Origin of the sequence: Bradyrhizobium sp. NBAIM08 (genome assembly GCF_020193935.1) — a bacterium.
Lineage (GTDB): Bacteria > Pseudomonadota > Alphaproteobacteria > Rhizobiales > Xanthobacteraceae > Bradyrhizobium > Bradyrhizobium yuanmingense.
The window spans coordinates 350,395-365,953 of record NZ_JADYVR010000003.1 but is presented as its reverse complement, the minus strand read 5'-3'; the positions used below and the strand labels follow the sequence as shown (position 1 = coordinate 365,953).

The window sequence follows — 15,559 nt, the reverse complement described above, 5'->3', positions numbered from 1 at the left end:
CGCCATGAATGTTCTGTCTTCCGTCGATACCAAGAAGGCTGAGGCTGCCGAGGTCGTAGATGAGCTCTGGTATAAGGACGCCATCATCTACCAGCTCCACGTCAAAGCCTTCGCCGACAGCAACAATGACGGCGTCGGCGACTTCGCCGGGCTGACCGAGCGACTGCCCTATCTGCAGGAGCTCGGCGTCACCGCGCTGTGGCTGCTGCCGTTCTACCCTTCGCCCGGCCGCGACGACGGCTACGACATCGCCGATTACGGCGCGGTCAATCCCGATTTCGGGACGATGAAGGACTTCAAGCGGTTCATCCAGGAAGCGCAGAAGCGGGGCTTGCGCGTCATCACCGAGCTCGTGGTCAACCACACCTCGGACCAGCACAAATGGTTCAAGCGCGCGCGCCGCAGCCATCCGGGCTCGAGCGCGCGCAACTGGTACGTCTGGAGCGACACGGACCAGAAGTACCAGGGCACGCGCATCATCTTCACCGACACGGAGAAGTCGAACTGGACCTGGGATCCGGAGGCCGGCGCGTTCTACTGGCACCGCTTCTTCTCGCACCAGCCGGACCTCAATTTCGACAATCCGCGCGTGGTTAGTGCCATCATCCAGGTGATGAAGCGCTGGCTCGATGCCGGTGTCGACGGCTTCCGCCTCGATGCCATTCCCTATCTGTGCGAGCGCGAGGGCACCTCGAACGAGAACTTGCCCGAGACGCATGCGATCATCAAGCGCCTGCGCCAGGAGCTGGACGCGTATTCCAAGGGCAAGCTGCTGCTGGCCGAGGCCAATCAATGGCCGGAGGACGTGCAGGAATATTTCGGCCGTGGCGACGAGTGCCACATGGCCTATCACTTCCCGCTGATGCCGCGCATCTACATGGCGATCGCCCAGGAAGACCGCTTCCCGATCACCGACATCCTGCGCCAGACGCCGGATATCCCGGCGAGCTGCCAATGGGCGCTGTTCCTGCGCAATCACGACGAGCTCACGCTGGAGATGGTCACCGACGTCGAGCGCGACTATCTCTGGACCACCTACGCCAACGATCCCCGCGCGCGCATCAATGTTGGCATCCGCCGGCGCCTTGCGCCGCTGATGGACAACGACCGGCGCAAGATCGAGCTGATGAACTCGCTCCTGCTGTCCTTCCCGGGCACGCCGATCATCTATTACGGCGACGAGATCGGGATGGGCGACAACATCTATCTCGGCGACCGCAACGGCGTCCGCACGCCGATGCAATGGAGCCCGGACCGCAACGGCGGCTTCTCGCGCTGCGACCCCGCCCGCCTCTACGCGCCGCTGATCATGGATCCCGTTTACGGCTATGAATCCGTCAACGTGGAGGCGCAGTCGCGCAGCCTGTCCTCGCTGCTCAGCGCCACCAAGCGGCTGATCTCGGTGCGGAAGTCGACGCTCGCCTTCGGCCGCGGCACCATGACCTTCATCCGCCCGGCCAACCGCGCCGTGCTCGCCTATGTCCGCCAATACCGCGACGAGGTGATCCTCTGCGTCGCCAATCTGTCGCGCGCCGCGCAGGCCACCGAGCTCGACCTGTCGCCGTGGAAGGACCGCATCCCGCAGGAGATGCTCGGCCGCACGCGCTTTCCCGCCATCGGCGAATTGCCCTACATGATCACGCTGGGGCCGTACGGCTTCTACTGGTTCCAGCTGCAGGAGCGCGACAAGTCCGAGCCGGTGGTGCCGCGCGCGGTGCCGGAATTCGAGACGCTGGTCGTGCCGGTGAACTCGAACTGGGTCTCGCTCGCCCGCGAGCGCGGCGTGTTCGAGCGCGACGTGCTGCCGGGCTTCCTGTCACGGACGCGCTGGTATCCCGAGAACAATCCCAAGCACATCCGGACCACGCTGACCTCCGCGGTACCGTTCAGCGACATCGGCGACAACAGACCCTGGATCGCGTTCTTCGAGACGACGCGGGACGAGGTGACGACGCGGTACGTGATGCCCATGCAGATCGAATGGGTGCGTTTCGACCGCGAGCGCTTCAACCCGAAGGCGCTCGCCGCCGTCCGCCAGGGCGCACGCGAAGGCACGCTCCTCGACGTCGCGACCGAGCAGATCTTCATCGGTCTGTTCTTACGAGGGCTGTCGCAAAACCTGGTGGTGGACGAGAACAATCTGCGGCTCGAGTTCAAGGCGACCAGCCGTTTCGCCGACTACACCATCAAGGAGCCCGAACGCATCCGCGCCATCGAACAGTCGAACAGTACCGCGCTGGTCGACAACAAGTACGTTGCCAAGATTTATCGGCGGCTGGAGAGCGGCATCAGCCCCGAGATCGAGATCGGCTACTATCTCACCGAGGTCGCCCGCTTTGCCAATACGCCGGCGCTGCTCGGCAGCGTCGAGCTGGTCGACGGCAACCAGCGAAGCGCGCTCGGCGTGCTGCATGCCTATGTCGAGAACCAGGGCGACGGCTGGACCGTGACGACCGGATATCTCGACCGCTATATCGACGAGCAGCGCGTGGCGCCCGCCGATGAGATGCCGCGCGAAACCCAGGAGCAGGCGCCCTATCTGCATTTCATCGCGCAGATCGGCCGGCGGCTCGCCGAGCTGCATGTCGCTCTCACCGCGGCAGAGCCCGCCGATCTCGCCCCGGAGCCGATCGACTCCGCCCAGATCAAGGCTGCGCTCTCCGACCTCAAGGCGCGTGCCGAGCGGATTCTCGAGCTGCTTGCCGACAGCCGCGACGGGCTGCGGGAGATGGACCGGCCCCTGATCGACCGGCTCATCGCTGCACGCGCGGACCTGTTCGACCGCCTCAATGCGCTCTTGCCATCCGAGATCGGCGGGTTGAACATCCGTCATCATGGCGACTTCCGGCTCGGGCAAACTCTGATCGTGAAGGACGATATCTTCATCATCGACTTCGACGGCGATCCGCGTGTGCCGCTGGCCAACAAGCGCCGCAAGGCGCCGGCCGCGCGCGACGTCGCCGGCCTGATCCATTCCATCGACCTTTCTGTAAACGTGGCGCTGAGCCGCGCGCTCACGGGTGCTTCCGACGAGCAGGACCGGCTCGCGGCCGCCCTCGACGAATGGCGCGAGCGCGCCACCGCGACCTTCCTGTCCGCCTACCGCGAAGCCATGACCGATCGGAGGCTGTGGCCGGACGATCGGTCCTGCGCGGAAGGCCTGTTGAGATTTTTCCTCCTGGATCGAGCGTTCCACGACGTAGAGTACGAGCTGTCCCGCCGGCCTGAGGGGCTGCATGCGCCGCTGACCGGACTGCTTCGCATTCTGTCAAGTGCCGAGAGCGAAGCCCATGCCTAAACTGCCTGCAGAAGCCTACGCGATCATCGAAGGTCGCCACTCCGACCCCTTCCACTATCTCGGGCTGCATCCCGAGGGCGGAAAGAGCGTTGTCCGCGCGTTTCTGCCCGAGGCCACCAATGTCGAGGCAGTCGGCGACCATGGCGAGGTCGCGCCGCTCGATCGCGTCCACGATTCCGGCCTGTTCATCGGCGCCCTGCCCAACGGCTCGAAGCACTACCAGCTGCGCGCGAAGTTCGGCAACGACGTGGTCGAGTTCGAGGATGCCTACCGTTTTCCGCCGATCCTGACCGATTTCGACCTCTATTTGCTCGGCGAAGGCACCCATCAGCGCCTCTACGACAAGCTCGGCGCGCATCCGATGCGGCTCGAGGGCGTCGACGGCATCGGCTTCGTGGTGCTCGCGCCGAACGCGCGGCGCGTCTCCGTGGTCGGCGACTTCAACTACTGGGACGGGCGGCGCCATCCGATGCGGGTGCGCGGCAACGGCTATTGGGAATTGTTCATCCCGCATGCGAAGGCCGGCGATCACTACAAGTTTGAAATCGTCGGACCGCATGGTCATCTGCTGCCGCTGAAATCCGATCCGATGGCATTTGCCAGCGAGCTGCGGCCGAAGACGGCCTCGATCGTGTTCGACGAAGCGCGCCTGCCGCGACCGCGCCCGGCGCCTGAAGGCATCAACGCATTGTCGGCGCCGATGTCGATCTACGAGGTGCATCTCGGCTCGTGGCGGCGCAAGGACAACAATGAATGGCTGACCTATCGCGAGCTGGCCGAGCAGCTGCCGGCCTATGCCCGCGACATGGGCTTCACCCATCTCGAATTCCTGCCCGTGAACGAGCATCCGTTCGATGGCTCCTGGGGCTATCAGCCGACCGGCCTCTATGCGCCGACCAGCCGTTTCGGCGGCCCCGAGGATTTTGCCGCCCTGATCGATGCCTGCCACCGCGAAGGCATCGGCGTGCTGCTCGACTGGGTGCCGGGTCACTTCCCCGACGATCCGCACGGGCTCGGCCATTTCGACGGCACCGCGCTCTACGAGCACGCCAACCCGCTGCAGGGCCGCCACCTCGACTGGGGCACGCTGATCTACAATTACGGCCGCACTGAAGTGACGAACTTCCTGGTGTCGAATGCGCTGTTCTGGATGGAGCGTTACGCCATCGATGGCCTGCGCGTCGATGCGGTCGCCTCCATGCTCTATCTCGACTACAGCCGGCCGCCCGACGCCTGGATCCCGAACCAATATGGCGGGCGGGAGAACATCGAGGCGATCAACTTCCTGCGCCGCTTCAACACGGAAGTGTTCGCCCGCTTCCCGCAGGCGACCACCGCCGCCGAGGAGTCCACCGCCTGGCCCCAAGTCTCGCGCCCGGTCGAGTTCGGCGGGCTCGGCTTCGGCTACAAGTGGAACATGGGCTGGATGCACGACACGCTGAACTACATCAGCAAGGATCCGATCCACCGCAAGCATCACCACGGCGAGATCCTGTTCGGCCTGCACTATGCGTTCTCGGAGAACTTCATCCTGCCGCTGTCGCATGATGAGGTCGTGCACGGCAAGCGCTCGATCCTCGGCCGCATGCCCGGCGACGAGTGGCAGCGCTTTGCCAATTTGCGCGCCTATTACAGCTTCATGTTCGGCCATCCCGGCAAGAAGCTCTTGTTCATGGGCGCCGAGATCGCGCAGAGCCGCGAATGGAATCACGACCAGTCGCTCGACTGGCACCTGCTCGAATACAAGGTCCATTCCGGCGTCCAGGCCTTGATCCGCGACCTCAATCGGCTCTATCGCGCGGTTCCGGCGCTGCACCAGATGGATTGCGAGCAGGCCGGCTTCGAATGGCTGATCACCGATGATGCCAACCGCAACGTCTTCGCCTGGCTGCGCAAGGGATTCGACGAGCACGCGCGGTGTCTCGTCATCGTCAACTTCTCGCCTAACGTCTACCAGAACTATCGCGTTCGCGTGCCCTTCGGCGGCAAGTGGAAGGAAGTTCTCAACTCCGATTCCGCCCATTACGGCGGCAGCAATGTCGGCAATGTCGGCGAGGTCCATGCCGAGGGCGGCGAGCTGCGCCTCACCATTCCGCCGCTGGCTGCGATCTTTCTCGTTCCGGAAAGCTGATCGATGCGCCTGACTGCCGGATCGCCCGCACGGCTCGGCGCAAGCTGGGACGGACGCGGCACCAATTTCGCGCTGTTCTCCGCCAACGCGCAGAAGGTCGAGCTCTGCCTGTTCGACACCCAAGGCCGCCGCGAGCTCGAGCGCATCGAGCTGCCCGAAAAGACCGAGGACGTCTGGCATGGCTATCTCAACGACGTCGCGCCGGGCCAGCTCTACGGCTTTCGCGTGCACGGCCCCTACGAGCCCGAGCACGGCCATCGCTTCAACGCCAACAAGCTGCTGCTCGACCCCTACGCCAAGCGGCTTGCCGGGCGCCTGGTCTGGAGCGATGCGCATTTCGCCTACCGCACCGGAAGCCCGCGCGAGGACCTGTCGTTCGACCGGCGCGACAATGCGCGCGGCATGCCCAAGGCCGTCGTGGTCGACGAGACCTTCAACTGGGGCCGCCGCGAGATCCGGCCGAATATTCCCTGGGAAGACACGATCATCTACGAGGCCCACGTCAAGGGCCTGACCCAGAAGCGCGAGGACGTGCCGCCGAATCTGCGCGGCACCTATGGCGGCTTGTCTTCACCGGCAATGATCGATCACCTCAAGAAGCTCGGCGTCACCACGGTCGAGCTGCTGCCGGTGCACAGCTTCGTCGACGACCGCATCCTGGTGGAAAAGAAGCTCGCCAATTACTGGGGCTACAACACGCTGTCGTTCTTTGCGCCCGAGCCACGCTACGCCCAGGACAACGCGCTCGATTCCTTCCGCACTACGGTGGCGCGGCTGCACGATGCCGGCATCGAAGTGATGCTCGACGTCGTCTACAACCACACCGCCGAGGGAAATCATCTCGGTCCGACGCTGTGCTATCGCGGCATCGACAACGCCTCCTATTATTGGCTGAACCGCGAGAACCCGCGCTATTACGACGACTTCACCGGCTGCGGCTCGTCGGTGAACCTCACCCATCCGCGCGTGCTGCAAATGGTGATGGATTCCTTGCGCTACTGGGTCGAGGTCTGCCATGTCGACGGCTTCCGCTTCGACCTCGCCACCACGCTGGCGCGCGGGCCGAACGGTTTCGATCGCGGCAGCTCGTTCCTGACCGCGGTACGGCAGGACCCGGTGCTGGCGACGGTCAAGCTCGTCGCCGAGCCGTGGGACCTCGGCCTCGGCGGCTACCAGGTCGGAGCCTTTCCCTCGCAATGGTCGGAATGGAACGACCGCTATCGCAGCGCCATGCGCCGCTACTGGAGCGGTGAAGGCAGCCTGATCGGCGACATCTCGAGCCGCATGACCGCATCGTCCGATCTGTTCAACCACGACGGAAGGCGGCCGCGCGCCAGCATCAATCACATCACCGTCCACGACGGCTTCACGCTCGCCGACCTCTTCAGCTACAACGAGAAGCACAACGAGGCCAACGGCGAGGACAATCGCGACGGCTCCAACGACAATCACAGCAACAATTGCGGCGTCGAGGGCCCGACCGACGATCCTGGCATCATCAGCCTGCGCCGCCAGCTGCGCAAGAACGTGCTGGCCTGCCTGATGCTGGCCCAGGGCGTTCCGCTGATCCTCGCCGGCGACGAGGTCGGCAACTCGCAATCCGGCAACAACAACGCCTATTGCCAGGACAACGAGGTCGGCTGGGTCGGCTGGGACAATCTCGGCAAGGACGGCGACGACATGATCGACTTCGTCGCCCAGCTCGCCGACATCCGCCGCCGTTTCTCACAGTTGCGCAGCCATCGCTGGCTCGACGGCCGCCCCAAGGACGGCGTCTCCTACGGCGCATTGTGGCTGACGCCCGCCGGCAACGAGATGACGGAGAGTGACTGGACATTCCCGGATGGGCGGTTTCTCTCCTATGTGATGGGCCCGATGGAACCGGGCGGCGCTGCGATCTTTATCGTACTGAACGCCGCTCCCGAAGAGATCGCATTCAAATTGCCCAAAATGACCGAATACAAGAGCTGGCAGCAGCTGCTGAACACGACCGATGCCAAGCTGAATACGATCGACTTCCTGCCCGGGAGCGACAGCAAGGCGCCGCCGCGCTCCGTGCTCGCCTTCGCAGGCGCACTATGAGGCCATCCTTCGGGGCGAGGCCGACCAAGGACGGCGTGTCGTTCCGGCTGTGGGCGCCGGCCGCGCGCCGCGTCGATCTCCTGCTCGACCGCAGGCACGCGATGCAGCGCCGGCAGGATGGCTGGTTCGTCGCCGAGATCGCCGGCTTGTCATCTGGCAGCAAGTACAAGTTCAGGATCGACGACGACATCGACGTGCCGGATCCCGCTTCGGCCTTCCAGCCTGACGACGTGTTCGGCCCGAGCGAGGTGATCGATCACGATGCCTTCGTCTGGCGCGCACGCGATTGGCGCGGCCGTCCCTGGGAAGAGACGGTGCTGATCGAAACCCATGTCGGCACCTTCACACAGGACGGCACCTACCGCGCCATGATCGACAAGCTCGATCACCTCGCCGCGACCGGCATCAATGCGCTGGAATTGATGCCGCTCGCCGATTTCGCAGGCCGCCGCGGCTGGGGCTATGACGGCGTGCTGTGGTACGCGCCGGACAGCGCCTATGGCCGGCCCGAAGACCTGAAGACGCTGATCGACGAGGCGCATCTGCGCGGGCTGATGGTGTTCCTCGACGTCGTCTACAATCATTTCGGTCCGGAAGGAAACTACCTCGGCCGCTATGCGCCGACCTTCTTCACCGATGCGCACACGCCGTGGGGCAGCGCGATCGATTATCGCGTGCCGCAGGTGCGAGCCTTCGCCGTGGAGAACGCGCTGTCCTGGCTCGGCGACTACCGCTTCGACGGCCTCAGGCTCGACGCCGCCAACCACATCATGGCTGTCCCGGGCGAGCAGTCCATGCTGCAAGACCTCAGCGTTGCCACCGGCGAGCTCGCCAAGGCCACGGGACGTCACATCCATCTCGTGCTGGAGAACGGCGACAACCGCGCCAGCCTGCTCGATGCCGCGCAGGATCCGCCGAACGGCAAATATCGCGGGCAGTGGAACGACGACTATCATCACGTCTGGCACGTGATGCTGACCGGCGAGCATGCCGGCTACTATGGCGATTACCAGACGCCGCGCATGGATCTGGCGCGCGCGCTCGCCTCCGGCTTCGTCTATCAGGGCGAGATCTCGGAATTCTGGGGCAAGAAGCCGCGCGGCGAGCCGAGCGGCCAGCTGCCGCCGGCGACCTTCGTCAATTTCCTGCAGAACCACGACCAGATCGGCAATCGCCCGCTGGGCGAGCGGCTGGAAAGCCTGGCATCGCCACAGCAGATCGAGGCCGCGCTCGCGGTCACCCTGCTCGCGCCGATGGTGCCGATGCTGTTTCAGGGCGAGGAATGGGCCTCGACGGCCCCCTTCCCGTTCTTTTGCGATTTCCAGGGCGAACTCGCCGATGCCGTGCGCAAGGGACGCAAGCGCGAATATGCCTGGGCTTACGAGAAATACGGCGAGGAGGTGCCCGATCCGCTCGATCCGGCAACGCTGCAATCGGCCGTGCTCGACTGGACCGGCCGCACGCCGCAACAGGATGCGCGGCTCGCGCTGGTGCGTGAGTTGCTCGGCGTCCGTCGCAAGCAGATCGTGCCGCGGCTGAAGGGCGCAAGCTTCGGTGATGCCGAGGCGGCCGACAACGGCATCGTCACCGCACATTGGCGCATGGGCGACGGCACCACGTTGCGTCTTGTCGCCAATCTGTCGGATCACGAGATCACCTCCAGCGTCAGCGCGGGCACGCCGATCTGGGGCGGCGGCGCCGGCGAGCGGCTCACGCCCTGGTCGGTGGTCTGGCGCCTCGGAGGTTAGAATGCCTCCCGCCATTCCGCTCGCGACCTACCGGCTCCAGCTCACCGCGGATTTCGATTTCGACGAGGCCGCCGCGGTCGTTCCGTATCTCAAGGCGCTGGGCATCACGCATCTTTACGCCTCGCCGGTGATGAAGGCCCGCAAAGGCTCGACCCATGGCTACGACACGGTCGATCACGGCCAGTTCAATCCCGAGCTCGGCGGCGAGGCCGGCTTTACGCGGCTGAGCCAGGCGCTTCAGCACCACGATCTCGGGCTGATCATCGATTTCGTTCCCAACCATGTCGGCGTGCATTTTGCCGACAATCCGTGGTGGCTCGACGTGCTGGAATGGGGCCAGGCCTCGCCGCACGCGGCGTCCTTCGACATCGACTGGGACCAGCTGGCCTACCGCGCTCGCGGCGGCGTGCTGCTGCCGATCCTCGGCTCGTCCTACGGCGAGGCGCTGGAGCGCGGCGATATCGAGCTGCGCTACGACCCGGACGAAGGGACTTTTTCCGCCTGGTATTTCGAGCACCGCTTACCGATCGCGCCGGAGCGCTATGGCGAGATGCTGCGGATCGTCGTCAAGGAGGCGGACACGGCGGAAACGGAGCCCGGCAAGCACCTGCTGTCGCTCGCGACCCGCTACTCGGGGCTGCGGCGCCCCAATCGCAAGGAAGCTCCCGGCTTCAAGTCCGAGCTCAAGGAGATCGCAGGCGCCGCCGACATCATCAAGCGCGGCCTTGCCGCCTATCGCGCCGGCAAGGACCGCCCGGCACAGACGCTGACGCTGCATCATCTCCTGGAGCGCCAGCACTACAAGCTCGGGCATTGGCGGCTTGCGTCCAGCGACATCAATTATCGCCGCTTCTTCGACGTCAACGGCCTCGCCGGCCTGCGCGTCGAGGACGCGAGCACGTTTGCCGCTACGCACCGGCTGGTGAAGCAGCTCATCGCCGACGGCAAATTGCAGGGAATCCGGCTCGATCACATCGACGGCCTGCGTGACCCGGCCCAGTATTGCCAGCGATTGCGCCGCCTGGTGCGCGACGCGCAGGGCAACGCAAAGCCCTTCTACACCGTGATCGAAAAGATCCTATGCGAGCACGAGCGCCTGCCGCATTTCGCCGGCGTCCAGGGCACCACGGGCTATGAATGGATGAATGTCATCACCCACGTGCTGGTCGATCCCAGGGGACTGGAGGCGCTGGACGAGACCTGGCGGCAGATCAGCAACCGGCCGCCGCGGCTTGTGCCTTACGTCAAGGACGCCAAGCGGCGGGTGCTGGAGACGCTGCTCACCAGCGAGTTCACCGTGCTGACGCGCCTGCTCGCGCGCATCGCCAACGGCCATTATTCGACGCGTGACTTCTCGGCCGACAGCCTGCGGCAGGCGCTCGAGCTCTATGTGCTGCATTTCCCGGTCTATCGTACCTACCTGACGCATAGTGGCCCGACCGCAGCGGACCGCAAGCTGATCGACGACACCATCGCGCGCGCCCGCCGCGACTGGTTCGCCGCCGACGAAGGCATCTTCGACTTCCTGCGCGATGCCTTGACCATGGACCTGCTCAAGCCGGGCCGCCCGCCGCACAGCGCCCCGCGCGTGCGCCGCTTCGCGCTGAAGGTGCAGCAATTCACCGGCCCGATGATGGCAAAGTCGCTGGAGGACACCGCGTTCTATCAATTCCACCGGCTGCTGGCGCTGAACGAGGTCGGCGGCGACCCCGCCAGCACCGGCCTCAGCATTCCCGCCTTCCACCAGGCCATGCAGGCCCGCGCCAGGGAATGGCCGCAAGGCATGACGGCAACCGCCACCCACGACACCAAGCGTGGTGAGGATGCGCGCACGCGCATCGCATCGCTCAGCGAGATTCCCGGTGAATGGACCAGCGCAGTGGCGCGCTGGAAGGTGCTGAACGCGCCGCACCTCACGCTGCACGGCAATTTCCGCGCGCCGTCGGCAACGTTTGAATACATGCTCTACCAGACCCTGCTCGGCGCCTGGCCGCTTCAAGCGCCGGCCGATGCCGCCTTCATCGAGCGCATCCAGGCCTATGCCCTCAAGGCCGCGCGCGAGGGCAAGGAGGAGACGAGCTGGCTCAACCCTCATGAAGCGTATGAGAACGGGATCCGCGATTTCATCGCGAAGATCCTCGACCCCGACCAGTCCGCGGAATTCCTTCAGGCCTTGCAGACGCTGGCGCGCCGCGTCGCGCTGCTCGGCACGTTGAACTCGCTGAGCCAGCTCACGCTCAAGGCGACGCTTCCGGGCGTGCCGGACTTCTATCAAGGCACCGAATTCTGGGACCTGTCGCTGGTCGATCCCGACAACCGCCGCCCGGTCGACTTCGCCGCACGCCACGCGGCGCTGACATCACTGGAAGCGCCGGACTGGAGCGGCCTGATCAAGAGCTGGCCGGACGGCAAGCTCAAGCTGGCCTGGACGCGGCATCTGCTCAAGCTGCGCAACGAGCTGGCCGACGTCTTCGCGCAGGGCGACTACCAGCCGCTTGAGGTACGGGGCGCCCATGCCGACCATGTCATCGCCTTCGCGCGTCGTCATGGCCGCGCCGCCGCGATCGTCGTCGTCGGCCGTCATTTCACGCCGTTCACCCAAGCCGGCCGGGAATGGCCCGCACCCGAAGCTATCGACGCCACCATCGACATCACGGGCTATGCCGTGCCCGGCCTTGCCGGCAACGACTTGCCGCTCGCGCAGGCCTTCCGTGACTGTCCTGCCTTGATCATCGCGGCCCGAACGGCGAACGCCGTCAGGGCGCCGCGGCAACGCGTGCGCGCCTGAAGTTACTTCTCCCCGTCCTTGGTCAGCAGCAATTGGCCGCGCTTCCTGATCGTGGCCTGCGCCATCTCGGCGAAGCGCTGCAGCAGCCAGGGCAGCACCACCTCGACCCGGACCTGATCGTCGCCGACATCGACCTGCCCCGTCGCGACCTGGCCGAGCGCGCGGATGCGGAAGGCCATAGTGTCGCCGCTCCAGCGTTCCTCCTCGACCTGCATCACCGGAATGCTCGCCGCGGCGCGGCCGAGCCCCGTCTTGAGCCGGCGCACCGCCTCCTCACGGCCGAGACGATGCGGAATCGAGACGACGAGCGGTGCTGACATGGTCCTGCCTCTTCTGACTGACGTCACATAATCATGCCGGGTCGACCAACAAAGGTTCCATGCAAGTTGATCCCCCGGCCGTGTTTCAAGGTCGGAACTTTACAACCTACGGCAAGTTGCTCCCGCACAACGGGACAGGTTTGCAAAGACCCTTCTTACGAAGGGCTGGAGGAGATTCGTATGTCAATCGGCACGATCATTCTGATCATCTTGATCATCGCCCTGCTCGGCGGCTTCAGCGGCATCGGCGGCGGGCCGTTCTACGGCACCGGTTATTACGGCGGCGGCGGCCTCGGGCTCGTCATCGTCATTCTGCTGATCCTGATCCTGATGGGAAGGATCTAGATGCAGACTTCGTAGGATGGGCAAAGGCGCAATGCGCCGTGCCCACCTCTTCGTTCGAACGAAAGAAGGTGGTGGGCACGCTTCGCTTTGCCCACCCTACGAGACCTGCCTTCGGCGCAACAGCGACAGACCTACTTCACCTTCCCCGCCAGCTTTTTGATCGCGGCCTTGATTGACACGGCTGCATCCTCATACCCCTCCCACGCCTTCGATCGCGCCAGCAGGGCCGGCACGGTGCGCAGCGTATAGCGCTTCGGATCGAGATCGCTCTTCACCTGCGCCCAGGTGACCGGCATCGACACGGTCGCGCCGGCGCGCGCGCGCGGCGACAACGGGGCCACCGCCGTCGACATGCGGTCGTTGCGCAGATAATCCAGGAAGATCTTTCCCCTGCGCAGCTTCTTCGACATGTTGAGCAGATAGCGTTCGGGATCGTCGTCCGCCATCCACTGGCAGACGCCTTGCGCAAAGGCCTTGGCTTCCTTCCAGCTCACCTTGTCGCGCGCGCCATGGAGCAGCGGCACCACGACGTGAAGGCCCTTGCCGCCGGTGGTCTTGCAGAAGCTCTCCATGCCGATATCAGCGAGCCGCTGCCGCATCTCCTTGGCGGCCTCGACAACGTCGGGAAAGTCCACGTCAGGGGCGGGATCGAGATCGAACACCAGGCGGCCCGGGGTATCATAGGCATAGGGCGCGCAGTTCCAGGGATGCAGCTCGACGCCGCCGATCTGCGCCACCGCGGCGAGCCCTTCGATCCGGTCGATCTGAAGATACGGCTTGCGGTCACCGGAGACCCGCGCGAGCTCAAGAAGGTTCGACGTTCCCTGCATCGCATGGCGCTGGAAGAAGCATTCGCCCTTGATTCCGTCGGGCGCGCGGATCAGCGAACAGGGCCGGCCCTTGAGATGCACGATCATCCATTCGCCGACGGCTTCGAGGTAGCGGGCAAGATCCAGCTTGGTGACGGCACCACCATCGCCGTCATCCGGCCAGAGCTCCTTGTCCGGCTTGGAGATGACGACACCCATGACCTCGGCATTTTGAGCGGCCTGCTTCGAGCGCCCGCCCGCCTTGGTGCGCGCCGTCTTCCTGGCCCGGGGCTCGGCGAGCTCGGTGTCGACGGGCGTCTCGGCCTCGACCTCCTCGGCCGCCTTGTCCTGCCGCAAGCCCTTGAAGGCCGCCTGGCGAATATTGCCGTCGGCCGTGAAGCCCGCGAACTCGATTTCGGCGACGAGCTCCGGCTTCAGCCAATGCACGTCCCGCGTCTTCTTCGGCGCGTTCTTGCCGCCGAACGGGCTTTCCTTGCTCTCAATCGCCTTCAGCGCCGGCATGATGCGCTTGACTTTATCAGCGCCAAAGCCGGTGCCGACCATGCCGACGAAGGCGAGATGATCGCCGCGCTGCACGCCTGCCATCAGCGAACGGAATTTGCCGTTGGTGGTCTTGTAGCCGCCGATCACCACCTCGTGTCCGGCGCGGCATTTCGACTTGACCCAGCTCTCGGTGCGCCCCGAACGATACGGCGCGTTCAGCTTCTTCGACACCACCCCTTCGAGCTCGAGCTTGCAGGCCGATTGCAGCACCGCATCGCCGCCGCTCTCGAAATGCTCGACATAGCGGATCTGAGTCGATTTCCGCTTGCGCGATTCCAGCAGCTTCTTGAGCTGCGCCTTGCGCTCCCCAAGCGGCAGCCGACGGTAGTCCTGCCCTTCCGCGAAAAGCAGATCGAAGGCGAAGAAGATCAGGTCATCGGTCTTGCCGTCGGACAGCGCAGCTTGCAGCGAGGAGAAGTTCGGCGCACCGTTATGGTCGAGCGCGACGATCTCGCCGTCGATCATCACCTCCGGCAGCGCGGCGGCTTCCTCGGCGATGGAGGCGAACTTGCTGGTCCAGTCGAGTCCCTTGCGCGTCTTCAGCGTCGCCTCGCCGTCCTCGACCCGGAGCTGGACGCGATAGCCGTCGAATTTGATCTCGTGGCACCAGCCCTCGTCTCCGGGCGGCCGCTCGACCAGCGTGCAGAGCTGCGGCGCAACGAAATCCGGCATCTCAGACACCGTCTTAGCCCTCGTCGCGGTCGCGGCAGTTTTCTTCGCCGCTTTGCCGCCCTTCAACGCGGTGCGCGGCGACGGCTTCACCGTCCGCCCTTTCGTCTCTTCCGCGCGGTTGGACTGCCAGACCGCGTCGGCCTTGCCCTTGGTCCCCTTCGCCAGCATGAACGGCTTCGGCGCGCGGCCCTTTCCCTCCGCGATCTGTTCCATCGCCCGGCCCGAGGCGACGGACTTGTCCTGCTCGAGAATATCGTTGTCCGCGCCTTCGCGGACATACTCGTCACGATGCTTGATCAAGAGCCAGTTGGTCCGCTTCTCGCCACCGCGGTTGCGCATCCGCACCAAGACCCAGCTTCCCTGCAGCTTGTCGCCATGGAGCGTGAACTTCAGGTCGCCTTTCTTGAAGCCGGCTTCCGGATCGTCCGATTCCCAGGTGCCGCGGTCCCACAACATCACGGTGCCGCCGCCGTACTGGCCTTCCGGAATCGTGCCTTCGAAATCGCCGTAATCGAGCGGATGGTCCTCGACTTCGACGGCCAGCCGCTTGTCGTGGGGATCAAGCGAAGGCCCCTTCGTCACCGCCCAGGACTTGAACACGCCGTCGAATTCGAGCCGGAGGTCGTAGTGCAGCCGGGTCGCATCATGCTTCTGGATGACGAAGCGCCGCTGTTTCGATGGCGCCACGGCGGTCTTGCCCGAAGGCTCCGGCGTCTTCTCGAAGTCCCGCTTCTGTCGGTAGGTGGAGAGTTTCTGCAGCACGTCCAGTCCCGCTTCTCGTTCGGCACTTGAAGCCTATCAC

At 64.9% G+C, this 15,559-nt stretch carries 8 protein-coding genes; 6 read left to right on the top strand and 2 right to left on the bottom strand.

Annotation, left to right across the window (positions count from 1 at the left end):
- The first annotated feature begins 4 nt into the window (after positions 1-4).
- From treS to treY, 5 genes are read left to right on the top strand one after another with little or no spacing between them, the layout of a single operon-like run.
- Positions 5-3,298, top strand: coding sequence for a maltose alpha-D-glucosyltransferase (gene treS / locus I6F37_RS12600; protein ID WP_036027304.1), 3,294 nt, complete (start codon positions 5-7; stop codon positions 3,296-3,298).
- The gene (glgB, locus tag I6F37_RS12595) at positions 3,291-5,429 is read left to right on the top strand and encodes a 1,4-alpha-glucan branching protein GlgB (protein WP_036007258.1); all 2,139 of its coding nucleotides are present in this window, start codon (positions 3,291-3,293) and stop codon (positions 5,427-5,429) included. The genes treS and glgB overlap by 8 nt, the downstream gene beginning before the upstream one ends.
- Positions 5,430-5,432: 3 nt before the next feature.
- Entirely contained in the window at positions 5,433-7,511 is a 2,079-nt protein-coding gene (gene glgX / locus I6F37_RS12590) for a glycogen debranching protein GlgX (RefSeq protein ID WP_225151343.1), read from the top strand.
- Positions 7,508-9,259, top strand: coding sequence for a malto-oligosyltrehalose trehalohydrolase (gene treZ, locus I6F37_RS12585; protein ID WP_036027309.1), 1,752 nt, complete (start codon positions 7,508-7,510; stop codon positions 9,257-9,259). The genes glgX and treZ overlap by 4 nt, the downstream gene beginning before the upstream one ends.
- A gap of 1 nt (position 9,260) precedes the next feature.
- Entirely contained in the window at positions 9,261-12,047 is a 2,787-nt protein-coding gene (treY, locus tag I6F37_RS12580; protein WP_225151341.1) for a malto-oligosyltrehalose synthase, read from the top strand.
- A gap of 2 nt (positions 12,048-12,049) precedes the next feature.
- Here treY and I6F37_RS12575 read toward each other — a convergent pair whose 3' ends face one another.
- Entirely contained in the window at positions 12,050-12,367 is a 318-nt protein-coding gene (locus I6F37_RS12575) for a polyhydroxyalkanoic acid system family protein (RefSeq protein WP_036007246.1), read from the bottom strand.
- 180 nt (positions 12,368-12,547) lie between these two features.
- On the opposite strand from I6F37_RS12575, the gene I6F37_RS12570 reads away from it, so the two are divergent.
- Entirely contained in the window at positions 12,548-12,712 is a 165-nt protein-coding gene (locus I6F37_RS12570) for a DUF3309 family protein (RefSeq protein ID WP_009798696.1), read from the top strand.
- A 131-nt stretch (positions 12,713-12,843) separates the two neighbouring features.
- Here I6F37_RS12570 and ligD read toward each other — a convergent pair whose 3' ends face one another.
- Entirely contained in the window at positions 12,844-15,519 is a 2,676-nt protein-coding gene (gene ligD, locus I6F37_RS12565) for a DNA ligase D (protein WP_225151339.1), read from the bottom strand.
- Positions 15,520-15,559 lie beyond the last annotated feature (40 nt).

Bases quoted from the DNA above. Each gene is read 5' to 3' on its own strand.
- treS (WP_036027304.1), top strand. From the start codon at position 5: ATGAATGTTCTGTCTTCCGTCGATACCAAGAAGGCTGAGGCTGCCGAG.
- glgB (WP_036007258.1), top strand. From the start codon at position 3,291: ATGCCTAAACTGCCTGCAGAAGCCTACGCGATCATCGAAGGTCGCCAC.
- glgX (WP_225151343.1), top strand. From the start codon at position 5,433: ATGCGCCTGACTGCCGGATCGCCCGCACGGCTCGGCGCAAGCTGGGAC.
- treZ (WP_036027309.1), top strand. From the start codon at position 7,508: ATGAGGCCATCCTTCGGGGCGAGGCCGACCAAGGACGGCGTGTCGTTC.
- treY (WP_225151341.1), top strand. From the start codon at position 9,261: ATGCCTCCCGCCATTCCGCTCGCGACCTACCGGCTCCAGCTCACCGCG.
- I6F37_RS12575 (WP_036007246.1), bottom strand. From the start codon at position 12,367: ATGTCAGCACCGCTCGTCGTCTCGATTCCGCATCGTCTCGGCCGTGAG.
- I6F37_RS12570 (WP_009798696.1), top strand. From the start codon at position 12,548: ATGTCAATCGGCACGATCATTCTGATCATCTTGATCATCGCCCTGCTC.